Source organism: Streptomyces xylophagus, assembly GCF_000716435.1.
Taxonomy (GTDB): Bacteria; Actinomycetota; Actinomycetes; order Streptomycetales; family Streptomycetaceae; genus Streptomyces; species Streptomyces xylophagus.
The window spans coordinates 1-23,259 of sequence record NZ_JNWO01000022.1; the positions used below are offsets into that span (position 1 = coordinate 1).

The following is a 23,259-nucleotide window of genomic DNA, read 5'->3' on the forward strand; positions in this document are numbered from 1 at the left end:
GAAATCTACACGTAAGGAGTCGTCGGCAGCGTCAGATGTGTATAAGAGACAGGGTGGGAAGGCACCTGCTTTTCTCGTCCACCTCTCGACCGACCGAGACGGGTGGGTGGGTGGGAAACCAATTACCAACGCGCAGGCGGCGGTGCCGTCAACTGTTCGGTCAGCCACGACACCCGGTCCCGGAATCGCCGCCGCCCCCGCGCCGCCGGCAACACATTCTCCCCGGCCGCCGCGCTCACCAGATGCTGCACGGTGTCCAGGTCCAGATCCGTGCCCTCCGGTACGGCGAGCGACTCGTGGGCCAGGGACGCCAGTTCACGGTCCTCGGAGCCGAGCGAGAGGACGGTGGCCCCGGCCCGCCGGGCGTCGTGGACACGCTCCAGCAGCGGATCACCGGGCCCCTCCGGCGACACGACCAACAGCGTCTCACCGCGCCGGGCCGCCTCGATCCGCCCCAGCCCGACGGCCAGATGGGCAGGATCGGAGGGCCGCGCGTCATGCCGTACAAGAGTCGGAGCCAACTCCGGCGTACCCGACCAGGCGGCCTCGTCGACCAGATGCGCCGCGAGATGCCACGGCTCGTACGCGGGCGTGCCCACCAGCAGCAGCCCGCCGCCGTGCGACACCACGGACCCGCGCAGCACCCCCGCGAACCGTCGCGTGGCCCCCAACCACTCGGTCCCGGCGAGCACTTCACGCAACAACGCGACCCGTACGGCGTCCATGTCCGCGCATCCTGCCGCAACGGGCCACTCGTGACGCGGAGTTCACCACGAATTCGCCCAACTTGGGGAAGGTGCGGGCCCATAGGCCACACAAGGAGTCAACTCATGACAGAAGTCACCGTTCCCTTCCGCGCGGGTGAGGGGGGCTACGCGAGTTACCGGATCCCGGCGATCGTGGTGTCCCGCGCCGGTACCCTCCTGGCGTTCTGCGAGGGGCGGGTCGACTCCGCGAGCGACCACGGCAACATCGACATCGTCCTACGGCGCTCCACCGACGGCGGCCGGACCTGGGGCCCGCTCGCCAACGCCGCCACCAACGGCGAACACCTCGCGGGCAACCCGGCCCCCGTCGTCCTCGACACCGGCCGCGTCCTGCTCGTCTACGTCCGCTCGACCGCCGGCGCCACCGAGGACGCCATCCTGCGTGGCCAGGTGACGCCGGCCGACGGACGGCGGGTCTGGGTGCGGTACAGCGACGACGACGGTGTCACCTGGTCGAGTTCGCAGGAGATCACCGAGCAGGTGAAGAAGCCGGACTGGCGCTGGTACGCCACCACGCCGGGCCACGCGATCCAGTTGAGCACCGGGCGCGTGGTCGTCGCCGCCAACCACACGATCCCGCCGACCGGCACCGACGTCGGCAACGAGGCCAAGTACAACAGCGGCCACTGCCTGCTGAGCGACGACAAGGGCGAGACCTGGTACCTCGGCTACGTCGACGAGAACACCGACGGCTACATCAACTGCAACGAGACCACCGCCGCCGAACTCCCGGACGGGCGCGTCTACTTCAACACCCGCAACGACTCCCCGTCCCCCGGCAACCGCGCCGACGCGTACTCGGAGGACGGCGGGAAGACCCTCGTGAAGCCCTTCCGCCCGCAGGCCGGCCTGACCGCCCCCGTCTGCGAGGCGAGCGTCCTCCAACTCCGCGACCCCGACGTCCTCCTGTACTCCGGCCCCGGCGACCCCGCCGCCCGCGCCCTGATGACCCTGCGCGCCTCGACCGACGCCGGCACCACCTGGCGCCCGGTGCACACGGTCGACGGCCTGCCCGCGGCCTACTCCGACCTCGTACGGATCGACGACGACACGGTCGGACTCCTCTACGAGACGGGGGACTTCGGACCGTACGAGACGATCACGTTCCGACGGGTGCCCGTGACGGACCTCAGCTGACCCCTGATGTCCTTTGCCTGATCCGTGACGGACCTCACCTGAGCCGATCCGGGCGCCGAGCCGGACGTAAAGTCGGCCCATGACCTCTACCGACAGTGCTGCACAGACCCCCGCGACGGCCTCCGGGACCGCCCCCGCGAAGGCCCCCGCCAAGGACCCGTGGGACCTCCCCGACGTCTCCGGACTGGTCGTCGGCGTGCTCGGCGGGACCGGGCCGCAGGGCAAGGGCCTCGCCTACCGGCTCGCCAAGGCCGGCCAGAAGGTGATCATCGGTTCCCGCGCCGCCGACCGCGCGCAGACCGCCGCCGACGAACTCGGCCACGGAGTCGAGGGCGCCGACAACGCGGAGACCGCGCGCCGCAGCGACATCGTGATCGTCGCCGTGCCCTGGGACGGCCACGGCAAGACCCTGGAGTCGCTGCGCGAGGAACTGGCGGGCAAGCTCGTCGTCGACTGCGTCAACCCGCTCGGCTTCGACAAGAAGGGCGCCTACGCGCTGAAGCCGGAGGAGGGCAGCGCCGCCGAACAGGCCGCCGCCCTGCTGCCCGACTCGCGGGTCGCCGCCGCCTTCCACCACCTGTCGGCGGTGCTGCTCATGGACACGGAGATCGCCGAGATCGACACGGATGTCATGGTGCTCGGCGAGGAGCGCGCCGACGTCGAGATCGTGCAGGCGCTGGCCGGCCGTATCCCCGGCATGCGCGGAGTCTTCGCCGGACGGCTGCGCAACGCCCACCAGGTGGAGTCCCTGGTCGCGAACCTGATCTCGGTCAACCGCCGCTACAAGGCACACGCGGGCCTGCGCGTCACGGACGTCTGAGCGGGTGGGGGACACTGGAGGCGGCCAACAGCAGCCACCAGCGTCCCCCCTCGTTCTGCCTTTGTTCTGTCGACAGGAGCCGATCCCATGCCCCGCCTCGCCGTCTACGCCCTTGCCGTCTGCCTGCTCGCCGTGGCGGCGGCGGTCGTCTCCTTCGTGCAGGGCAGCTGGCTCGGGATCGTATGGGTACTGCTCGCGGGGCTCTCGTCCAACATGTGCTGGTACTACCTGAAGCGCGGCCGGTCGGTCACCCGCTGATCGAGCAGAACTCGTTGCTGCCCTGCCAGAAGCGGTACAGGTTCTGCCCGCAGTAGGTCTCGAAGTCGCTGATCCCCAGCCCCCGCAGGATCGCGTCGATCACATCGAAGAAGTACGTGTTGATCGACGGCACCCACAGCAGCGCGAACACGAACAGCAGGCCGAACGGCGCGAACGGCTCCACCTGCCGCTTGATGTTGTACGACAGCCAGGGCTCGATCACGCCGTAGCCGTCCAGGCCCGGCACCGGCAGGAAGTTCAGCAGCGCGGCCGTGACCTGGAGCAGTGCGAGGAACGCCAGCGCGAACCGGAAGTCACGCGGCACCCCGTCGAGGGAGTGCAGCCAGAACGGCGCGGTGCAGACGGCCGCGAACAGCACGTTCGTCAGCGGACCCGCCGCCGAGATCAGACTGTGCTTCCACCTGCCCTGGATCCGGTTGCGCTCGATGAACACCGCGCCGCCGGGCAGACCGATGCCGCCCATGATGACGAAGATCACCGGGAGCACGATGCTGAGCAGCGCGTGCGTGTACTTCAGCGGGTTGAGGGTGAGATAGCCCTTCGAGCCGACCGAGATGTCACCGCTGTGCAGGGCGGTGCGCGCGTGCGCGTACTCGTGCAGACACAGGGAGACGATCCAGGCGGCCGTCACGAACAGGAACACGGCGACGCCCGGCTGCTCGGCGAACCCGGTCCAGGTGGCCCAGCCGGTCACCGCCGTGACGGCCAGGATCCCGACGAAGACGGGACTGATCCGCCGGTCGCTGGGGCGGGTGGTGGTGGCGGTCATGGGGTCGGGCTCCCTGCTGGGGTCGGTGGACGCGAAGCCCGACGGTACCGGGCGTACGGGAAAACGTCTCGCGAGCGGTCGTCGGTTCCGGGGAAGGTGGGGACATGGGACTCTGGCACGCGTTCTACGACCCCGTCACCCCTCGGGGGTGACGGCCCTCGTACGCCGTGCCCGGCGCCGCGCCGCCGTAACCCCGTGACCGCCTTCCACGCCACCGGAGACAATGGACCCCGTGCGCTATCGCATCCTCGGCACCACCCAGGCACTACGCCCCGACGGCACGCCCGTCCCGGTCGGCGGGGCGCGGCTGCGCGCCCTGCTCACCGTGCTCGCCCTGCGTCCCGGCAGGGCCGTGCCGGCGAGCCTCCTGGTGGACGAGGTGTGGTCCGGTGACCCGCCCGCGGACGCGACGGGCGCGCTGCAGGCGCTGGTGGGCAGGCTGCGCCGGGTGCTCGGCGCCGACGCGATCACCTCGTCGGAGAGCGGCTACCGGCTCGCCGCCGCCCCCGACGACATCGACCTGCACCGTTTCGAGCGGCTGACGGGGGAGGGGCTGCGGGCGCTGGCCGACGGCAACCCCGCGAAGGCGGCGGACGCCCTGGACGACGCGCTGGCCCTGTGGACCGGCCCGGCCCTCGCCGACCTCCCCGACCGCACGGCGGAGGCGTCCCGCTGGGAAACCCGCCACCTCGACGCCCGCCGTGCCCGCCTCACGGCGGCCCTGTCCCTCGGCGAAGCGGACACAGCCCTCCCCGAACTGACCGCCCTCTGCGACACCCACCCCCTCGACGAACCCCTCCAGTCCCTCCGCCTCCGGGCCCTCCGCGCCACGGGCCGCACAGCGGAGGCCCTGGCCGCGTACGAGGACGTACGACAGCTGCTCGCGGACCGCCTCGGCTCCGACCCCGGTCCTGAACTGCGGGCGCTGCACGGGGAGTTGCTCAGCCCGGGGGACGGGGGGTATGGCGCACCCGAATCCGTCAGTGATGCCGAGCACGGCGGAATCGGGACCGACGCCGACACCCTCGCCCTTGCCCGCAGCACCTCCACCCACAACACCCCCACCCCCTCCCCCCGACCCGCAACCCCACCCCCCGGCAACCTCCGTGCCCGCCTCACCTCCTTCGTCGGCCGGGAAGCCGACATCGACGTCATCCGGGGTGACATCGCCGCGGCCCGCTTGGTGACGCTGCTCGGGCCCGGTGGGGCCGGGAAGACGCGGCTGTCGCAGGAGGCCGCCGAGCGGGTGCGGTACGCGTCGCGGGACGGCGTGTGGCTGGCCGAACTCGCCCCCGTCGACGACCCCGACGCCGTACCGACGGCCGTGCTCACCGCGGTCGGGGCGCGCGAGACCGTGATGTACGGCGCCGGCGCCGAGGCGATCCGGGCCGCCGGGGGAGAGCGGCACGACGACCCCGTCGAGCGGCTCGCCGAACACTGCGGCCGACGCCGGATGTTGCTCATCCTCGACAACTGCGAGCACGTCGTCGACGCCGCCGCCCGGCTCGTGGAGGCGCTGCTGGAGCGCTGCCCCGAGCTCACCGTGCTCGCCACCAGCCGTGAACCCCTGGGCGTACCGGGGGAGTTGCTGCGCCCGGTGGAGCCACTGCCCGACCCCGTCGCGCTACGACTGCTCGCCGACCGAGGGGCCGCGGCCCGGCCGGGGTTCACGGTCGAGGACGACCCGGAGGCCTGTGCCGAGATCTGCCGGCGGCTCGACGGGCTGCCCCTGGCGATCGAGCTGGCGGCAGCCCGGCTGAGGATGTTGACGCCGCGTCAGATCGCCGACCGGCTCGACGACCGCTTCCGGCTCCTCACCTCCGGCAGTCGTACGCTCCTGCCCCGCCAGCAGACATTGCGGGCCGTCGTCGACTGGTCCTGGGACCTGCTCGACGCCGACGAACGGGAGGTGCTGACCACGCTGTCCGTCTTCGCCGGCGGCTGCGACCTCGCCGCCGCCGAGGCCGTGTGCGGGCCCGTCGCGTTCGAGACGCTCGGCTCCCTCGTCGACAAGTCCCTTGTGGTGGCCGCTCCTTCGGGCGACGGGGAGATGCGCTACCGCCTCCTGGAGACCGTCGCCGAGTACGCCGCCGAACGGCTCGACGAGTCCGGCCGCCGCCCCCGTGCCGAGCGCGCCCACCTGACCTACTACCGCGAACTCGCCCGCACCACCGACCCGTTGCTGCGCGGCCCCGGCCAACTCGCCGCCGTGGAGACGCTGGAGCGCGAGTACGAGAACCTCCGCACCGCCCTGCGGCACGCCGTCGCCGAGCGCGACGAGCAGGAGGGCCTGTGTCTGATCCTGTCGCTGGCCTGGTACTGGCAGATGCGCGACGTCCGCATCGAGGCCCGCAACTGGTGCGCCGAGGTCATGGCCCTGGGCCCCGACCCCTTCACCGCTCCCGCCCGGCGTGCCGCCCCGGTCTGGCAGCGCACCACCGACGTCCCGCCCCCGCTCACCGGGGAACTCCTCACCGAGGCCCGGCGCGGTGTTCATCTCGCCCATCTGGCCTGCATGGACACGGAGTTGGAGGCCTGGGAGTCACCGGAGGCGAAGGAGAAACTGCGCCTCGTCACCGAGGTCTACGAACCCGGCCTCCCCCAGACCTGCCGTTCCCCGGGCATGCTCTGGTTCTACGCCGTGATGCTCAGCGGCAAGGCGGAGCTGCTGCCGGTGATCCTCGACGCCGGCGTCGCGACCTGCCGTGCCACTCCCGCCATGGAGTGGGAGCTGGCGACCACCCTCCAGATGCGCGCCAACCTCCTCGCCAACCGCAGCGACTGGGCGGGCGACGCGACCCGGGACGCCGACGAGTCGCTGGCGATCTTCAACCGCCTCGGTGACGCCTGGGGCACCGCCGAGGCGCTCTCCGCCCGCGGCGAGGCCCGGGAACGCGTCGGCGAGTACCACCTGGCCGCCCGCGACTACGAGGCCGCGACCGCACACGCGGAGCGGCTCGGCGCCCGTGCCCAGACGGCCGTGCTGGGTGCCCGGCTCGGCAGCGCGCTCATCGAGGCGGGCGAGGTCGAACGGGGCGAGCGCATCCTGCGCGAGGTGATCGAGCAGCCGCACGGCCTGGGCAACGACGCGATGCCCGCCGCCCGGATGTTCCTCGCGGGGTGGCTCGGCCTGAGCGGCCGCTCCGCGGAGGCGCGCGAGCAACTGCGGTTGCTGCGCGAGGAGTTCCACATCTCCCACTTCGTGGTCTTCGACGCGTTCATCCTCGGCGCGGAGGCCTGGGTGGAGACCCTCGACGGCAACCACGAGCTCGCGATGGACAAGCTCCTGCAGGGGCTGCCACGGGCCGACGACCCGCTGTCCGCGGCCATCGCCCCGCACATGCGGTCCCTGTACCTGGGTATGGCCGCGATCACCATGGCCGAGGTCGACGGCGGCAGCCGGGCCCGTGACGCCGCCCGCTGCCTCGGCGCCGCGCAGGCGCTGCTGCCCCCCGGACATGTCGCCGCGTCCATGGAGCGCGAGGTGTACGTCCGGGCCGAGCGGCACACGCGCGGTGCGCTCGGCGACGAGGCCTACGAGGCCGCGTACGCCGAAGGCGGCGGCCTCTCCGTGGAGGAGGCCACCGCCCTGATCCGACGCTGACGCGAACCCGGTGCACGGGGCGAACCCGGCGGCCCGGTCAGGTCTTGGTGCGGAACTTGTAGATCGAGATCGGGGCCATCACCGCGGTGAGCCCCACCGACCAGGCGAGCGTCAGCCACACGCCGTGGGCGACCGGGCCGCCCACCATCAGCCCGCGGGCCGCGTCCGCCAGGGCGGACAGCGGGTTGTAGTCGGTGAAGTTCTGCAGCCAGCCCGGCATCGACCCGGTCGGCGCGAAGATCGACGAGCCGAACTGCAGCGGCATCAGCACCAGGAAGCCCATGGCCTGCACGGACTGCGCGCTCTTCATGGTCACGCCGAGGGTGAGGAACACCCACATCAGGGCCGAGCCGAACACCGCGGACAGCCCGATCGCGGCGAACATGCCGAGCCAGTGGTGGATGTGGAAGCCGACGAGGACACCGACGACCATCAACACGGCGGACGCGACCAGCATCCGCATCATCTCGACCGAGATCTTGGCGATCAGCACCGAAGCGCGCCCGATGGGCAGCGACCGGAACCGGTCCATGACCCCGGTGTGGAAGTCGGTGTTGAAGCCGGTGCCCACCCCCTGGGCCATGTTCATGCCCATCATGGCGAGCAGGCCGGGCACGACGTACTGCACGTACGCCTCCTGCCCGCCGCCGAGGGACTGTCCGATCGAGCCGCCGAAGACGTACACGAACAGCAGCGTGAAGATGACCGGGAACAGGACGGCGTCGAACATCGACTCCGGGTCCTGGCGGATCCACAGCAGGTTGCGGCGGATCAGGGCGCCGGTGTGGCGCAGATGGTTGCGCAGCGGGATACGGGGGTCCGCCAGCGAGCCGGCGGAGTTCACGGTGACGGCGCTCATACGGCGACCTCCTCGCGGTCGGTGGTGGGCACGGTGTCCTGCGGGGCGCTGGCGCGGTGTCCGGTGAGGGACAGGAACACCTCGTCCAGGCTGGGGAGTTCGGTGGTGATGGAGGCGATGGTGAGTCCTCGGGCGCTCACCGCGCCGACCACGGCGGTCAGTTGCTCGTCGCTGAGGATCGGCACCAGGACCGTGCCGCTCTCCACGTCGACGGTGACGGTGGCGAGTCCGGTGATGCCCAGCTCGTCCAACGCGTGGGCCAGCGGACGCAGTTGCAGCGGATCGGTGGGCCGGATGCGCAGCGCCCGTCCGCCGACCTTCGCCTTCAGCTCGTCGATCCCGCCGTTCGCGATGACCTTGCCGTGGTCCACGACGGTCAGCTCGGAGGCGAGTGCCTCGGCCTCCTCCATGTACTGGGTGGTGAGCAGCACGGTCACACCGTCGCCGACCATGGACTTGACCTCGTCCCACACCTCCATGCGGGTGCGCGGGTCGAGACCGGTGGTCGGTTCGTCGAGGAACAGCACCTGCGGGTGCCCGATCATCGACGCGGCGAGGTCGAGCCGCCGCCGCATACCGCCGGAGTAGGTACTGGCGGGCCGCTTGGCGGCCTCCGTCAGCGAGAACCGCTCCAGCAGTTCGTCGGCGCGGGCACGGGAGTCCTTGCGGGACAGGTCGAGCAGCCGCCCGATCATGTACAGGTTCTCCCAGCCGGGGAGCTTCTCGTCCACGGAGGCGTACTGGCCGGTGAGGCCTATCACCCGGCGCAGCTGGCGGGGCTGGCGCAGGACGTCGTAGCCGGCGACGGTGGCCTCGCCGGAGGTCGGGGCGAGCAGCGTGGACAGGATGCGTACGAGGGTGGTCTTACCGGCACCGTTCGGCCCGAGCACACCCATCACGGTGCCCTCCCGGACGTCCAGGTCGACGCCGTCCAGCGCCTTGGTCTCGCCGTAGTGCTTGACCAGCCCCCGCACGGTCACTGCCGTGCCGCCGGAATTCTTGTCGATTCGCGTCATGGGGATGACAGTGCCAGGGCCTGCCGACAGAACGCCTACATCCCACCGACAGCCACCGACAACTGACCGACGGCCGGTGCACAGACCCCTGGGGGCTCCGCCCCCAGACCCCCGACCTGTGCCCACCCACCACCCGTTTACTGCCTCTCAAAAGGTGACCCTCAAAAACGCCCGAGTCGGGTGGGTGGGTGGGAAACGGGGGTCTGGGGGCGGAGCCCCCAGGGCGGGCGGCAGGCAACAAAGAGGCAGCCCGCCGACGGGGGAAGTTCGGCGGGCTGCCATGGTGCCGCGATGGCTCAGTGAACGGAGTGCTCCTCAAGAGGGAACGTTCCGCCGACGACATCCTCCGCAAACGCCTTCGCCGCGTCGCCCATGACCTGACGCAGATCGGCGTACTGCTTCACGAACTTCGGCATCTTCCCGCCCGTAAGCCCCAACATGTCGGTCCACACCAGGACTTGGGCATCGGTCTCGGCCCCCGCCCCGATCCCCACCGTGGGAATGTGCAGCACCCGAGTCACCTCGGCCGCCAACTCCGCCGGAACCAGCTCGAGTACGACGGCGAACGCCCCCGCGTCCTGCACGGACTTCGCGTCCCGCAGCAACTGCTGAGCCGCCTCCTCGCCACGCCCCTGCACGCGATACCCCATCGCGTTCACGGACTGCGGAGTGAGACCGATGTGCGCCATGACCGGGATACCGGACTCGACCAGCAGCCGGATCTGAGCGTGCGACCGCTCACCGCCCTCCAGCTTCACCGCGCCGACCCCCGCCTCCTTCACCAGCCGGGTCGCCGAGCGCAGCGCCTGCACCGGACCCTCCTGGTAGGACCCGAAGGGCAGGTCGCCCACGATCAGCGCACGCTGCGTGCCGCGCACGACCGCGGCGGACAGCATGGTCATCTCGTCCAGCGTGACGGGCACGGTCGACTCGTACCCGAGGTGGCAGTTGCCCGCCGAGTCGCCGACGAGCATGACCGGGATACCGGCCTCGTCGAAGACGGACGCGGTCATCGCGTCGTAGGCGGTGAGCATGGGCCACTTCTCGCCGCGTTCCTTGGCGAGGGCGATGTCGCGAACGGTGATACGGCGTGTGCCCTTGCCCCCGTACAGCGCCTTGCTGCCGTCGGAGGAGCTGGTCTTCCCAGTCTGGGCAGCCGAAAGCTGCGTCATTGCAACGGCTCCTTCAGTCATCTCGAGGCACCCTCACGGCGTCCCCGGATCCCCTCCATGGTGGCACCTCGTGCCACAGAGAGCCAGAGGGACCCCCGTCACCCGCATCACGTACGAGACATGCGTAAGGTCTGAGTAAAACATTTACGATACGGCACGGTCTCGTATCGGAATGGGCCCGCGGTTCCCTAGTCTGGACCGCATGACCACTCCACCCGTCCCGGGCACCCGGATACCCGAAGCGGTGCACCGTCGCCGCTGGGCCATCCTCGGCGTGCTGATGCTGAGCCTGCTGATCGTGGTGCTCGACAACTCGATCCTCAACGTCGCCATCAAGACCATCTCCACCCCGGCCCCCACCGGCCTGGGCGCGACACAGAGCGAGCTGGAGTGGGCGATCAACGCCTACACCCTCGTCTTCGCCGGCCTGCTGTTCACCGCCGGTCTCCTCGGCGACCGGATCGGCCGCAAGAAGGTCCTGCTCGGCGGGCTCGTCGTGTTCGGCATCGGCTCCGCGCTGGCCGCCGAGTCCGGCTCGCCGACCCAACTCATCGCCTTCCGCGCCCTGATGGCCCTCGGCGCCGCGTTCGTGATGCCCGCCACCCTCGCCGTCCTCATGAACGTCTTCGAGCGCGACGAGCAGCCCAAGGCCATCGGCATCTGGGCCGGCGGCGTCGGCCTCGCCATCGCCATCGGCCCGATCACCGGCGGCGTACTCCTCGACCACTTCTGGTGGGGCTCGGTCTTCCTGATCAACGTGCCGATCGTGCTGATCGCGCTCGCCCTGATGGTCTGGCTGGTGCCCGACTCCCGCGACCCGAAGCCCGGCCGCCTCGACCCGGTCGGCGTCGTCCTGTCCGTCGTAGGCCTCGTCCTTCTTGTCTACGGCATCATCGAGGGCGGCGAGCTCGCCGACTTCACGGCGCCCAAGGTGCTGTCGACGATCATCGCCGGTGTCGTGGTCCTCGCCGGGTTCGTGTGGTTCGAGAAGCGCAGCGACCACCCGTCCATCGACGTCACGTACTTCAAGAACAAGGTGTTCTCGGCCGCGATCGCCGCCATCGCGCTGGTCTTCTTCGCGCTGATGGGCGTGACCTTCTTCTCGGTCTTCTACACCCAGAGCGTGCGCGGCTACTCGCCGCTGCAGACCGGTCTGCTGATGCTGCCGCTGGCCGCCGCGCAGATGATCTTCGCACCGCGGGCTCGGCTGGTCGTCGACCGGTTCGGCTACAAGATCACGACCGGCGTCGGCCTGCTGCTGCTCGCCGGGATGCTCGCCGCCTTCGCGACTCTCGATGCGGACACGCCCATCTGGATCCTCGAGGTCATCTTCTTCCTCATGGGCGCCGGCATGGCCCACGTCATGACCCCGACCAGCGTCGTCATCATGCAGGCGCTGCCGCGCGAGAAGGCGGGCTCCGCGTCCGCGCTGAGCAACACCTTCCGCCAGGTCGGCGGCGCCCTCGGCATCGCCGTACTCGGCTCGGTGCTGTCCACGGCGTACCGCAACGGCATCGAGGGCAAGCTCGGCCTCGTACCGCCCGCCCTGCGGGACACCGCGGGAGAGTCCATCGAGGCCACCCTCGGCGTCGCCGCGAAGCTCGGCGAGAAGGGCAAGGCCCTCGTCACCCCGGCCAACGACGCGTTCCTGCACGCCATGCACGTCACCGCCCTGTGCGGCGCGGGCGTGGCGGTCGTGGGCGCGGTCGTGGCGTTCCTCTTCCTGCCCGGGAAGCCGCCGGTGGCTCAGGAGGGCAAGGAGGAGCCGGAGTTGGTCGTCGTGGGGGAGTAGCGACGACAATCGTCCGAGACGGGAACCGGGGGGAGAGCGAAGGGACGAAGTGAAGTGAGCCTTGCCGGCAACGGGACTCGGCAGGACGCCCCCACCAGGGGACGCCCGCGCAGCGAGGCCGTCGAACGCGCCATCACGGAGGGTGTGATGAAGCTCCTGGAGGAAGGCGTGCCGCTGGCCGAACTCTCCATCGAGCGCATCGCCCGCACCGCCGGTGTCGGCAAGGCCACCATCTACCGCCGCTGGCCGGGCAAGGAGGAACTGTTCGTCGACGTCGTCCGCGAGGCCGAGCCGCAGGACCCCGAACTGCCCGGCGTCTCCCTGCGCGACGACCTCGTCGCCATGATGGAACAGCTGCGCCAGCGCGGCCTGATGACCCGCTCCTCGGCGCTCCTGCACAACGTGTTCGCCCAGATGAAGAGCAGCCCGAAGGTCTGGGCCGCCTACCACGCGACCGTCGTGGAACCCCGTCGCCGCAAGCAGGTGGACATCCTGCGCCGGGGCCAGGAGAACGGCGAACTCCGCACCGACCTCGACCCCGAGCTGATGAACGACATGCTGGTCGGCCCGATGCTCCTGCGCACCGTCATGCGCGCCGACGCAGACCTCCCCGAGGGCCTGTCGGAACTGCTCGTGGACACCGTGCTGGTGGCCCTACGGCCCGTCAGGCCCGCCGACTGAGCCTCCGTCGGAATGTGCGCGTTCCGTCACAGAAGCCGCCGCCGTCGCGCGTGTTCGGAACTCCGGACAGCGACTTGTTCGTCCTCGTGCCCGTACGGCCGTCATGTGACGGCGGATCGGAACCGATCATCCCCTAGGGTCGTAGGCGCGGGGACGATGGTGTGCACGGCAGGTAGTGAGGCGACGGTATGGCACAGCAGGCGTATGTGGCGGAGACGGACGACGGCGGCTCGGGCGACGAGCAGCGGGGAAACCGACTTCGGCGCCTGCGGAACAGACTGCTCGACGGCTGGCGCGGTGATCCGAGGATCTGGCGCCGCGGTCTGATCCTCGCCGCGCTGGCGATCCTCCTGGCCCTGGTCATGCTGCTGCACTCCCGCATCCCGAACCGGATCGGCAACCTGGGCAGCCTCACGGAGACGTTCCTGCCCTGGTTCGGGCTGATGATCCCGGTGCTCCTGATCCTCGGCCTGGTCCGCAGGTCGGCGACCGCGCTCATCGCCGTCGTCCTCCCGGCGGTCGTATGGCTGAACCTCTTCGGCGGGCTGCTGCTCAGCGACAAGACCGGCACCGGCGGCGACCTGACAGTGGCCACGCACAACGTCAACGCCGACAACCCCGACCCGGCCGGTACGGCCCGCGACGTGGCCGCGTCCGGCGCGGACGTCCTCGCCCTGGAGGAGCTGACGGCGTCGGCGGTCCCGACGTACGAGAAGGCCCTCTCCTCGACGTACAAGTACCACGCGGTCGAGGGCACGGTCGGCCTGTGGAGCAAGTACCCGATGACCGCCGTGAAGGCCGTCGACATCAAGCTGGGCTGGACGCGCGCGATGCGCGCCACCGTCACCACCCCCGAGGGGCGGATCGCGGTCTACGTCGCCCACCTCCCCTCGGTGCGGGTGAAGCTCGAGGCCGGGTTCACGGCCCGGCAGCGCGACACGAGCGCCGACGCGCTGGGTGAGGCCATCGCCGCCGAGCCGCTCAAGCGGAAGATCCTCCTCGGCGACCTCAACGGCACGATGAACGACCGCTCGCTGAACGCCGTCACCTCCCAGATGCGTTCCACGCAGGGCGCGGCGGGCGACGGCTTCGGGTTCAGCTGGCCGGCGTCGTTCCCGATGGCGCGGATCGACCAGATCATGGTCCAGGGAGTCGAACCGGTGACGTCGTGGACCCTCCCCAAGACGGGCAGCGACCACCTCCCGATCGCGGCTCGTGTGAACCTCGACACGAGCTCTTAACCTCGTGGAATAGCGGGCCTGGGAGTCTTTGTTCCGTAACTGAACTTAAGTGAAGCTCAGCTGCACGGAACTCCGATCTCCCTTGAAAGGCACAGGCACCTCCCATGCCCCTGGCCCTGCTCGCCCTGGCCGTCGGCGCTTTTGGTATCGGCACCACCGAATTCGTGATCATGGGCCTGCTGCCCGAGGTCGCGGACGACCTGCACGTCTCGATCCCCACGGCGGGCCACCTGGTCTCGGCGTACGCGCTGGGCGTGGTGATCGGCGCCCCCCTGCTGGCGGCCGTCACGGCCCGGCTGTCCCGCCGCACGGTCCTCATCGGCCTGATGGCGCTGTTCGTGGCGGGCAACGCCCTCTCGGCCCTCGCCGCGAACTACGACTACCTCCTGGCAGCCCGCTTCCTGAGCGGCCTGCCGCACGGCGCCTTCTTCGGCGTAGGAGCAGTAGTCGCTACGACGATGGTGGCGCCCGAACGCAAGGCCCGCTCCGTCTCTTTGATGTTCCTGGGCCTCACGGTCGCCAACATCGTGGGCGTACCGGCGGCCACGCTGATGGGCCAGCACCTGGGCTGGCGTGCCACGTTCCTCGCGGTGAGCGCGATCGGCCTGGCGGCGATAGCGTCACTGGCCCTGCTGATCCCGCACGACCACGCACACGCACCGGCGGTGGGCCTGCGCCGCGAACTGGCGGCTCTCCGGTCCCTCCCGGTATGGCTGGCCCTCGGCACCACGGTGGCCGGCTTCGGCGCGCTCTTCTCGGCCTACAGCTACATCACCCCGATGCTCACGGACGCGGCAGGCTTCGCGGAGGGCAGCGTGACACTGCTGCTGGCCCTGTTCGGCGTAGGCGCAACGGCGGGCAACCTGGTCGGCGGCCGCCTGGCGGACCACTCGATGCGGGGGACGCTGTTCGGCGGCCTGGTGTCGCTGGCGGCGGTACTGGCCCTGTTCCCGCTCCTGATGACGACGGAATGGACTGCAGCGCTGGCGGTAGTCCTCCTGGGCGTAGCGGCGTTCGTGACGGGCTCCCCGCTCCAGCTGATGGTGATGGAGAAGGCGGCCGCAGGCCCGTCCCTGGCCTCCTCCGCGAACCAGGCAGCCTTCAACTTGGCGAACGCGGGCGGCGCTTGGATCGGCGGGCTCGCCTTGGCAGCAGGCTTCGGAGCGACGTCGCCGGCGCTGGCCGGAGCGGTGCTGGCGGTACTGGGGTTGGGAGTCGCGGGTACGGCGTGGAGCGTGGACCGGCGCCGAGCAGTACCGGGCCGCGAGCGCCTGGTCGCAGGTCACGTCCCCGAACAGGCACCGGCGTTGCACCCCTGACCTTTCGCCCGCCCACCCACCAGTCACGGTCGGTGCAGGGGTTCACCTTCCAGGCGACCGAGACGGGCGGGCTGGGTGGGAAACGGGGGTCTGGGGGCAGAGCCCCCAGGGCCGCACCCCCACCCCACCCGCACCGCCCTAGTCGAACCGCTCCAAGTCCCGCAACCAAGCCACCGCCGACCCATCCGAAGGCGCCCGCCAATCCCCCCGAGGCGACAACGACCCCCCCGCCGAAACCTTCGGCCCATTGGGCATCGCCGACCGCTTGAACTGCGCGAACCCGAAGAACCGCCGACAGAACACCTCGAGCCAGGACCGGATCTCCGGCAAGTCGTAGGCAACCCTCTTCGCCTCCGGGAATCCCGGCGGCCACGCCCCCGCCCCCACCTCGTGCCACGCATGCCACGCGAGGAACGCGATCTTCGACGGCCGGAACCCGTACCGCAGCACGTGGAACAGCGTGAAGTCGTGCAGCGCGTACGGGCCGATCTTCGACTCCGTCGACTGCATCTCCTCGCCCGGTACCAGCTCAGGGCTGATCTCCGTGTCGAGGATCGCGGTGAGGATCTTGCCGGTCTCCTCGTCGAACTGGTCGCTGCTCACCACCCAGCGGATCAGGTGCTGGATCAGGGTCTTCGGCACGCCGGAGTTGACGTTGTAGTGGCTCATCTGGTCGCCGACGCCGTACGTGGACCAGCCGAGGGCCAGCTCCGAGAGGTCACCGGTGCCGAGCACGATGCCGTTGCGCTGGTTGGCGAGGCGGAACAGGTAGTCGGTGCGCAGGCCCGCCTGGACGTTCTCGAAGGTGATGTCGTAGACCGGCTCGCCGGAGGCGAAGGGGTGGTCCATCTCCTTCAGCATCAGGCGTGCCGTGGGCGTGATGTCGAGTTCCGCCGCCGTGACGCCGATCGCCCGCATCAGGGCGTGCGCGTTGTCCTTCGTGTGGTCGCTGGTTGCGAAGCCGGGCAGCGTCCAGGCCAGGATGTCGCTGCGCGGACGGCCCGCGCGGTCCATCGCGCGGGCGGCGACGATCAGCGCGTGCGTCGAGTCCAGGCCGCCCGACACCCCGATGACGACCTTCGGGCCGCCGATCGCCGCGAGCCGCTGTTGCAGGCCCTCGACCTGGATGTTGTACGCCTCGTAGCAGTCCTGCGCGAGCCGCTCCGCGTCGGCCGGGACGAACGGGAAGCGTTCCAGGCGCCGACGCAGCCCCAAGTCGCCCAGCGGGGGCGCGAGTTCGAAGCCCACCGTGCGGAAGTCCGACGTCCGCGCCCGGTGTGTACGGCGGTTGTCGTCGAACGTGCCCATCCGCTGCCGTTCCTGCCGCAGCAGGTCGAGGTCGATGTCGGCCACCGCGTACTCGTCGCCCAGCGGGAAGCGGTCGGTCTCGGCCAGCAGTGCGCCGTTCTCGTAGATCATCGCCTGGCCGTCCCAGGACAGGTCCGTGGTCGACTCGCCGAGGCCGGCCGCCGCGTAGACGTACGCGGCGAGGCAGCGCGCGGACGCCGAGCGGCAGAGCAGCTTGCGGTCCTCGGCGCGGCCGACCGTGATCGGGCTGCCGGAGAGGTTGACGAGGACGGTCGCGCCCGCGAGGGCCGCCTCGGCGCTGGGCGGCACCGGCACCCACATGTCCTCGCAGATCTCCGCGTGGAGTACGAGGGACGGGACGTCCTGGGCCGCGAACAACAGGTCCACGCCGAACGGGACTTCCTCCCCGCCGACGCGGATCGACCCGCCGCGTTCGTCCGCGCCGTCGGCGATCTGGCGGCGCTCGTAGAACTCGCGGTAGTTCGGCGGGTACGACTTCGGTACGACGCCCAGCACGCGCCCTCGGTGCACCAGCACCGCGCAGTTGTAGATCCGGTTGCGGTGCCGCAGCGGAGCGCCGACGACCAGCACCGGGAGCAGGTCCGCGGACCCCGTCACCACGTCCCGCAGCGCCTCCTCGACCTGGTCGAGCAGTACGTCCTGGAGCAGCAGGTCCTCGATGGAGTAGCCGCACAGGCCCATCTCCGCGAAGACGGCGACGGCGACGCCCTCCTCGTCGCAGCGGCGCGCGTGGCGCAGGACCGCTTCGGCGTTGGCGTGCGGGTCCGCGATCACGGTGTGGCCCGTGCAGGCGGCGACGCGGGCGAAGCCGTGCTGATAGATCGACCAGAAGTTCAGTGGAGGCACGGGTCCACTGTAATCGTCAGTGAGACGCGATGGGGTGGCGCGGGGTGTCGAATACCCCACGCCACCCCATCAACAGGTGACTCGCCTACCGCCTACCGGGTCAGTGGTGACCCTTGGGGGCGATGAACGACTCGACGTAGCCGTTCGCGGGCGTGCCCACGCCGGTCACGTCGTCGTAGCCCTTGACCGCGGACAGCGAGCTGTCCTTGCCGAGGCTGCGGACCGAGGTCAGCAGGCCGTTGGTGGCGTCGAAGCCGTTGGCGAAGTCCACGCGGGCGACCGCGAGGTCCGTGCCGGTCGGCTTGTCGGTCACGTCGTGGTAGACCTTCGTGCCGTACTTGGCGTAGATCGACGGGTTGGCGAAACCGATCGCCTTGCCGCCGCGCGCCTCCTGGGCCAGGGCCTGGACCGCCGCGATCACCGGGGAGGCGAGCGAGGTGCCGCCGATCCGGTACTCGCTGTACGACTCCGACCCGTCCGACTGGGTCTGCGTCTGGCCGACCTTGAAGCCGGTGTTCGGGTCGGCGATCGCCGAGATGTCCGGGACGACGCGGTTGCCGGTGGCGCTGTTGGCCTTGGCGAGCGCGTCCGGGACGACACCCTTCTGGTAGAAGGGCTCGGCCACGGTCTTGCTGGTGCCGCCGCCCGCGCCCGAGGTGAAGGCGCCGGGGAAGCTGGTCCAGCTCTTGCCGTCCGCGGACAGCAGGGCCTTCTCGGTGCCCCAGCCGGTCTCCCACAGGTACTTGTCGCCCTTGCCGACGGCGAGGGAAGTACCGCCGACCGCCGTCACCCACGCCGAGTTGGCCGGGGTGTCGACCTGCTTGACGCCGGGCTGCGTCGGCGTGGTGGTGTTGGCCACCTCGTCGCCGTTGTCACCCGAGGAGAAGTAGAAGCCGATGCCCTCGACCGCGCCCAGCTGGAACACCTGGTCGTAGGCGGCCGCGAGGTCCGGGGTCTGGTTGGCCTCGATGTCGCCCCACGAGTTGGAGACGATGTCGGCCAGGTGGTTGTCGACGACCTTGCTCAGCGCGTCGAGCAGGTCGTCGTCCACGCAGGAGGCGGCGCCCACGTACGTGACGTTCGCGTCCGGAGCCACCGCGTGCACGGCCTCGACGTCGAGGGTCTCCTCGCCGTACCAGCCCGAGGCGTCGCACTCGTCGGCGCCGGTGTACCGGTAGTCGCTGGGCAGAACCTGCTTCAGCTGACTGGTCTTCCAGGTGGCGTCGCCGTGCTTCTTCGCGTAGGTGGCCGCGTCGAAGGCGATGGTCGGCGAGGCGAAGGCGTCGGTGATGGCGACGCGCACGCCCTTGCCCGTGTACTTGCCGGCGCCGTAGGCGGCCCGCAGCTGCTTGCCCGTGTAGCCCTCGATCGCGTACGGGATCTTCTGGCCGTACGCCGAGGGCAGGGTGGTCGCGGTGTTGGAGCCGTAGTACGAGGAGAACGGTCCCGAGTTCTTGAACACCGCGGTCGGACCCGGCAGCGTGTCGTCGTGGTTCGCCTTGTGCGGGGCGTTGTCGAGACCGGTGACGGTCAGGACGGCTCCGTTGAGGCTGTCCGGCGCGGAGGCCGTCTTCGACGGGGCGCGGTAGGTCTTCGAGCCCTTCGAGTAGTTGTGCAGCGAGGTGCTGAACGCCTTCTCGACCGCCGCCACGTCACCGGAGACGGTGACGTAGTGCTGCGTGGTGCCGGTGATCTTCAGCCCGGCGGACTTCAGCCAGGACTTGACGGCGCTCACCTGGGCCGTCGTGGCGCCGAAGCGCTGCTGCACCTGAGTGGCGCTCAGGTACTTGCCGTACAGGGCCGAGCTCGGGTCCGAGACGGCCTTCGCGTACGCCGCGAGACCGGAGGCGTTCCGGCCGGCGAGGTAGACCCGGGCGGAGACCTTGGAGCTGTCGGAGGTCGCTCCCTTGTCCGCCTTGGCCGTCGCCCACGCGGGCTTGGTGCCCGCGAGCGTGTCCCGGCCCGGGCTGTCCGCGGCGTGCGCCGCGGGTATGCCGAGCGCCAGCGCACCGGCGATCATGGGCAGTGTCGCTGCCATGCTCACGCCGGCGCGCACGGTGGCGCGATTGGATCTCATAAAACCCCCTGCTATGCGGTTCGACGCATGGAGTGGTTGGTCGTCGTCGATCCGTACGGAACCCGCGGCGGGAGGGTCCGGGATGGATCACACGTGGGGGCCACTCTTTCGATGAACCGTTCATGCCAGGGGAACGCGAAAGTCAAGAGAAACCCAAGGAACCGTCACCCAGGGCGAATTGGGGGCTTTTTTCCTTACGGGCGTGTAACGAACGACTGTGGATGCTTTACGAACGCGCTTTTGCGCCACGCTCCTTGAGCATGTCCGCCATCAACTGGATCTCCGACTGCTGCGCGTCGACCATCCCCTGCGCCAGCCGCTTCTCCACCCCCACCCGGCACTTCTCCACACACCCCTCCGCCATGTGGATACCGCCCTTGTGATGGTCCGTCATGAGCTGCAGGAAGAACACCTCGGCGGGCTTGCCGCTCAGCGAATTCAGCTTCTTCAGCTCGGTGTTGGTCGCCATCCCGGGCATCAGCGCCCCGTCCTTCCCGGACGCCATGTCACCCATGCCCATCCAGGTCATCGGCGGGTCCGCCGACACCTTCGGAAGGTTCCACAGGTCCAACCACCCGAGCAGCATGCCCCGTTGATTGGCCTGCGTCTGCGCGATGTCGTATGCGAGGCGCCGTACTTCCACGTTCTTCGTGCGGTCCCGCACGATGTACGACATCTCGACGGCCTGCTGGTGATGGACCGCCATGTCCCGCGCGAAGCCCGCGTCGGCCGAATCGGCCGTAGGAGTAGGGGAGTTGCTGGACCCGCCACCGTCCTCGGCGACCGCGTACGTGATCGCGCCGGCCGCGACGAGCGCCGTCGCCGCGGCCCCCGCGATCAGTCCCACCTGCCTCACTGCGACAGCCCGCCCGTGCAGGCCGCACCCGGCTCGGGCGTCTGCTTGCCCTGCACGAACTCGGCGAAGAACTTGTTCACGTCCGGGTCGCTCGCGCTCTTCACCGTGCGCTGGTGCCCCCACGCCGACAGCATGATCGGGTCCTTCTGGCTGTCGTAAGGACTCATCAGCGAGTACGGGGTCGACTTCACCTTCGTCGCGAGCGCCTTGACGTCGGCGGCCGAGGCCTTCTTGTTGTACGTCACCCAGACCGCGCCGTGCTCCAGCGCGTGCACCGCGTTCTCGTCCTTGACGGCCTTGGTGTAGACGTCGCCGTTGCAGTTCAGCCAGACCGGGTTGTGGTTGCCGCCCACCGGAGGATGCATCGGGTAGTTCACCGTGCTGGTGACGTGGGTACGGCCCAGCGTCCCCTTCCAGGTGTTCACCCCGTCCGCGCCGGCGACGAAGTGCCCCGAAGCGGAGTTCTTGGAGTCGCTCGCGGAGCTGTCCTTCTTGCCGGACTGCGCGTGCACGACGGCGACCCCGCCGACGACGAGACCGGCGACGACCACCGCGCTCGCCGCGATCTTGACGATCCGGGTGCGTCGCTCGCGGGCCTGCTCGGCGCGCCGCATCTCCTCGATGCGGGCCTTGCGCGCCGCGGAACCGGTCTTCTTGGCGGAACCCATGAGGTATGTGTCCTTTTTGGGGGAAGGGACGGGGAAGGGACAGGAAGGTCGGGCCCTGCAGATCGTAGTGGGGAGGAAAGAGTTCCCGTAGGGCGCCCACAGCAAAGACCGCAGAAGAGCGGGATACCCCCCGGTCAGGCATTACGAATGTCAGTCCGAGCAGGCAAGATGGTCAGCAGATGGGCATCACGCGGGCATCAGCGCGGGACACCTGCCGTTCGTGAGCCGTTCAGCCCGAGGACGGCCGGCCGATCAAGGTCGGCAACGCGCACGAAATGGTGTTGTGGTGGGATGCTCAGGTGCCCGACCGCCTCCTGCGGTACGAGGACAGGCGGCCTGACCAGCAAGGATGGGGAAGCGGAAGATGGACAAGCAGCAGGAGTTCGTGCTCCGGACGTTGGAGGAGCGCGACATCCGGTTCGTACGGCTGTGGTTCACGGACGTGCTGGGCTTCCTCAAGTCCGTCGCCGTGGCCCCCGCCGAGCTGGAACAGGCCTTCGACGAGGGCATCGGCTTCGACGGCTCCGCGATCGAGGGCTTCGCCCGGGTCTACGAGTCCGACATGATCGCCAAGCCGGACCCCTCCACCTTCCAGGTCCTGCCGTGGCGCGCGGAGGCCCCCGGTACGGCCCGCATGTTCTGCGACATCCTCATGCCGGACGGCTCCCCGTCCTTCGCGGATCCGCGGTACGTGCTGAAGCGAGCCCTCGCCAAGACCTCCGACCTGGGCTTCACCTTCTACACCCACCCGGAGATCGAGTTCTTCCTCCTGAAGGACCGCCCCCTGGACGGCTCCCGCCCCACCCCCGCCGACAACTCCGGCTACTTCGACCACACCCCGCAGAACGTGGGCATGGACTTCCGCCGCCAGGCGATCACCATGCTGGAGTCGATGGGCATCTCGGTCGAGTTCTCCCACCACGAGGGCGCCCCGGGCCAGCAGGAGATCGACCTCCGCTACGCGGACGCGCTCTCCACGGCGGACAACATCATGACGTTCCGCCTGGTCATGAAGCAGGTGGCGCTGGAGCAGGGCGTACAGGCGACATTCATGCCGAAGCCGTTCTCGGAACACCCGGGCAGCGGCATGCACACGCACCTCTCCCTCTTCGAGGGCGACCGCAACGCCTTCTACGAGTCCGGCTCGGAGTACCAGCTCTCGAAGGTCGGCCGCTCCTTCATCGCGGGCCTGCTGAAGCACGCGGCGGAGGTCTCCGCCGTCACGAACCAGTGGGTCAACTCCTACAAGCGCATCTGGGGCGGCTCCGAGCGCACGGCCGGCGCCGGCGGCGAGGCCCCCTCGTACATCTGCTGGGGCCACAACAACCGCAGCGCCCTGGTCCGCGTCCCGATGTACAAGCCTGGCAAGACCGGCTCCGCGCGCGTCGAGGTCCGCTCCCTGGACTCGGGCGCGAACCCGTACCTGGCCTACGCCCTCCTCCTGGCCTCGGGCCTCAAGGGCATCGAAGAGGGCTACGAACTCCCCCCGGGCGCCGAGGACGACGTCTGGGCCCTCTCCGACGCGGAACGCCGCGCGATGGGCATCGAGCCGCTGCCCCAGAACCTGGGCGAGGCCCTCACCCTGATGGAGCGCAGCGACCTCGTCGCCGAGACACTGGGCGAGCACGTCTTCGACTTCTTCCTGCGCAACAAGCGCCAGGAGTGGGAGGAGTACCGCAGCGAGGTCACGGCGTTCGAGCTGCGGAAGAACCTGCCGGTGCTGTAGGCGCAGGTTGGAGCAGGTTTCCTGCCTTTTCGGCGAGTGGGGCTGACGGTCGCGGACCGTCAGCCCCACTGCGTCTCGTGGGCCCTGGGCCGTCTCTGGGCCGTCCGAACGAATCCCCGACGCGCTGTGGCTGCCCTCGGCGCCCGTCATCAGGGTTGGCTCGGTGTATCGGTGAACTGAATAGCGTTCTCGACGACGGCAGGACACTCAACTTTCCCTACAACGATCAAGGCTCGCTCGTCCGGTGGCCGATGACGCTTGTCGATCTTCGGGCTGCATGATCTGCCCAAGCACATCAACG

Annotated in this window: 18 protein-coding genes; 9 read left to right on the plus strand and 9 right to left on the minus strand. The window is 69.9% G+C overall.

Going from position 1 to position 23,259, the window contains the following annotated elements:
* Positions 1–122: 122 nt before the first annotated feature.
* Positions 123–725 carry a hypothetical protein gene (locus tag OO70_RS37960; RefSeq protein ID WP_043682069.1) on the minus strand — a complete coding sequence of 201 codons (603 nt, stop codon included), beginning with the start codon at positions 723–725 and terminating at the stop codon, positions 123–125.
* 105 nt (positions 726–830) lie between these two features.
* On the opposite strand from OO70_RS37960, the gene OO70_RS37965 reads away from it, so the two are divergent.
* From OO70_RS37965 to OO70_RS55545, 3 genes are all read left to right on the plus strand, one after another.
* A complete protein-coding gene (locus OO70_RS37965; protein WP_043682072.1) occupies positions 831–1,904 on the plus strand; it encodes a sialidase family protein in 1,074 nt (357 codons plus the stop codon).
* A 79-nt stretch (positions 1,905–1,983) separates the two neighbouring features.
* Positions 1,984–2,724, plus strand: a complete 741-nt coding sequence (npdG, locus tag OO70_RS37970; protein ID WP_043682075.1) for an NADPH-dependent F420 reductase — start codon at positions 1,984–1,986, stop codon at positions 2,722–2,724.
* A gap of 87 nt (positions 2,725–2,811) precedes the next feature.
* A complete protein-coding gene (locus OO70_RS55545) occupies positions 2,812–2,982 on the plus strand; it encodes a hypothetical protein (protein ID WP_199827492.1) in 171 nt (56 codons plus the stop codon).
* Here OO70_RS55545 and OO70_RS37975 read toward each other — a convergent pair.
* A complete protein-coding gene (locus OO70_RS37975; protein ID WP_043682078.1) occupies positions 2,972–3,772 on the minus strand; it encodes a site-2 protease family protein in 801 nt (266 codons plus the stop codon). The two genes, OO70_RS55545 and OO70_RS37975, sit on opposite strands and share 11 nt — an antisense overlap.
* Before the next feature lie 223 nt (positions 3,773–3,995).
* Here OO70_RS37975 and OO70_RS37980 point away from each other — a divergent pair, with 223 nt between their 5' ends.
* Entirely contained in the window at positions 3,996–7,376 is a 3,381-nt protein-coding gene (locus tag OO70_RS37980; RefSeq protein WP_043682081.1) for an AfsR/SARP family transcriptional regulator, read from the plus strand.
* Positions 7,377–7,413: 37 nt separating this feature from the next.
* Here OO70_RS37980 and OO70_RS37985 read toward each other — a convergent pair whose 3' ends face one another.
* The 3 genes from OO70_RS37985 to panB all read right to left on the minus strand — a co-directional run bounded on the left by OO70_RS37985 (position 7,414) and on the right by panB (position 10,423).
* On the minus strand, positions 7,414–8,235 hold the full coding sequence (locus OO70_RS37985) for an ABC transporter permease (RefSeq protein ID WP_043682084.1): 822 nt from the start codon (positions 8,233–8,235) through the stop codon (positions 7,414–7,416).
* Positions 8,232–9,251, minus strand: a complete 1,020-nt coding sequence (locus tag OO70_RS37990) for an ATP-binding cassette domain-containing protein (RefSeq protein ID WP_043682087.1) — start codon at positions 9,249–9,251, stop codon at positions 8,232–8,234. The genes OO70_RS37985 and OO70_RS37990 overlap by 4 nt, the downstream gene beginning before the upstream one ends.
* A gap of 296 nt (positions 9,252–9,547) precedes the next feature.
* Complete coding sequence (gene panB / locus OO70_RS37995) at positions 9,548–10,423, minus strand: 3-methyl-2-oxobutanoate hydroxymethyltransferase (protein ID WP_043682089.1); 876 nt, start codon at positions 10,421–10,423, stop codon at positions 9,548–9,550.
* Between the two features lie 202 nt (positions 10,424–10,625).
* Between panB and OO70_RS38000 the strand changes: the two genes are divergently transcribed.
* From OO70_RS38000 to OO70_RS38015, 4 genes are all read left to right on the plus strand, one after another.
* On the plus strand, positions 10,626–12,215 hold the full coding sequence (locus OO70_RS38000) for an MFS transporter (RefSeq protein WP_043682092.1): 1,590 nt from the start codon (positions 10,626–10,628) through the stop codon (positions 12,213–12,215).
* A gap of 54 nt (positions 12,216–12,269) precedes the next feature.
* Positions 12,270–12,896, plus strand: coding sequence for a TetR/AcrR family transcriptional regulator (locus OO70_RS38005; protein ID WP_043682095.1), 627 nt, complete (start codon positions 12,270–12,272; stop codon positions 12,894–12,896).
* A 188-nt stretch (positions 12,897–13,084) separates the two neighbouring features.
* Entirely contained in the window at positions 13,085–14,137 is a 1,053-nt protein-coding gene (locus tag OO70_RS38010; RefSeq protein ID WP_043682098.1) for an endonuclease/exonuclease/phosphatase family protein, read from the plus strand.
* 104 nt (positions 14,138–14,241) lie between these two features.
* Positions 14,242–15,456 (plus strand): MFS transporter, encoded by a 1,215-nt coding sequence (locus OO70_RS38015; RefSeq protein WP_043682100.1) that lies wholly within the window; start codon positions 14,242–14,244, stop codon positions 15,454–15,456.
* 138 nt (positions 15,457–15,594) lie between these two features.
* On the opposite strand, the gene OO70_RS38020 is transcribed toward OO70_RS38015, so the two are convergent.
* From OO70_RS38020 to OO70_RS38035, 4 genes are all read right to left on the minus strand, one after another.
* Positions 15,595–17,631 (minus strand): NAD(+) synthase, encoded by a 2,037-nt coding sequence (locus OO70_RS38020; RefSeq protein WP_234337033.1) that lies wholly within the window; start codon positions 17,629–17,631, stop codon positions 15,595–15,597.
* 100 nt (positions 17,632–17,731) lie between these two features.
* On the minus strand, positions 17,732–19,708 hold the full coding sequence (locus OO70_RS38025; RefSeq protein ID WP_043682104.1) for a S53 family peptidase: 1,977 nt from the start codon (positions 19,706–19,708) through the stop codon (positions 17,732–17,734).
* A 226-nt stretch (positions 19,709–19,934) separates the two neighbouring features.
* Entirely contained in the window at positions 19,935–20,564 is a 630-nt protein-coding gene (locus tag OO70_RS38030; protein ID WP_043682107.1) for a DUF305 domain-containing protein, read from the minus strand.
* Positions 20,561–21,232, minus strand: a complete 672-nt coding sequence (locus OO70_RS38035; RefSeq protein ID WP_043682110.1) for a DUF3105 domain-containing protein — start codon at positions 21,230–21,232, stop codon at positions 20,561–20,563. The genes OO70_RS38030 and OO70_RS38035 overlap by 4 nt, the downstream gene beginning before the upstream one ends.
* A gap of 364 nt (positions 21,233–21,596) precedes the next feature.
* Between OO70_RS38035 and glnA the strand changes: the two genes are divergently transcribed.
* On the plus strand, positions 21,597–22,958 hold the full coding sequence (gene glnA, locus OO70_RS38040) for a type I glutamate--ammonia ligase (protein ID WP_043682384.1): 1,362 nt from the start codon (positions 21,597–21,599) through the stop codon (positions 22,956–22,958).
* Positions 22,959–23,259: the final 301 nt, after the last annotated feature.

What these genes read in the sequence shown, in the direction of transcription:
- OO70_RS38035 (WP_043682110.1), bottom strand. Translation starts at nt 21,232, where the DNA reads ATGGGTTCCGCCAAGAAGACCGGTTCCGCGGCGCGCAAGGCCCGCATC.
- OO70_RS37990 (WP_043682087.1), bottom strand. Translation starts at nt 9,251, where the DNA reads ATGACGCGAATCGACAAGAATTCCGGCGGCACGGCAGTGACCGTGCGG.
- OO70_RS38010 (WP_043682098.1), top strand. Translation starts at nt 13,085, where the DNA reads ATGGCACAGCAGGCGTATGTGGCGGAGACGGACGACGGCGGCTCGGGC.
- OO70_RS38015 (WP_043682100.1), top strand. Translation starts at nt 14,242, where the DNA reads ATGCCCCTGGCCCTGCTCGCCCTGGCCGTCGGCGCTTTTGGTATCGGC.
- panB (WP_043682089.1), bottom strand. Translation starts at nt 10,423, where the DNA reads ATGACGCAGCTTTCGGCTGCCCAGACTGGGAAGACCAGCTCCTCCGAC.
- OO70_RS55545 (WP_199827492.1), top strand. Translation starts at nt 2,812, where the DNA reads ATGCCCCGCCTCGCCGTCTACGCCCTTGCCGTCTGCCTGCTCGCCGTG.
- OO70_RS37975 (WP_043682078.1), bottom strand. Translation starts at nt 3,772, where the DNA reads ATGACCGCCACCACCACCCGCCCCAGCGACCGGCGGATCAGTCCCGTC.
- OO70_RS37960 (WP_043682069.1), bottom strand. Translation starts at nt 725, where the DNA reads ATGGACGCCGTACGGGTCGCGTTGTTGCGTGAAGTGCTCGCCGGGACC.
- glnA (WP_043682384.1), top strand. Translation starts at nt 21,597, where the DNA reads ATGGACAAGCAGCAGGAGTTCGTGCTCCGGACGTTGGAGGAGCGCGAC.
- OO70_RS38000 (WP_043682092.1), top strand. Translation starts at nt 10,626, where the DNA reads ATGACCACTCCACCCGTCCCGGGCACCCGGATACCCGAAGCGGTGCAC.
- npdG (WP_043682075.1), top strand. Translation starts at nt 1,984, where the DNA reads ATGACCTCTACCGACAGTGCTGCACAGACCCCCGCGACGGCCTCCGGG.
- OO70_RS37985 (WP_043682084.1), bottom strand. Translation starts at nt 8,235, where the DNA reads ATGAGCGCCGTCACCGTGAACTCCGCCGGCTCGCTGGCGGACCCCCGT.
- OO70_RS38025 (WP_043682104.1), bottom strand. Translation starts at nt 19,708, where the DNA reads ATGAGATCCAATCGCGCCACCGTGCGCGCCGGCGTGAGCATGGCAGCG.
- OO70_RS37980 (WP_043682081.1), top strand. Translation starts at nt 3,996, where the DNA reads ATGGACCCCGTGCGCTATCGCATCCTCGGCACCACCCAGGCACTACGC.
- OO70_RS37965 (WP_043682072.1), top strand. Translation starts at nt 831, where the DNA reads ATGACAGAAGTCACCGTTCCCTTCCGCGCGGGTGAGGGGGGCTACGCG.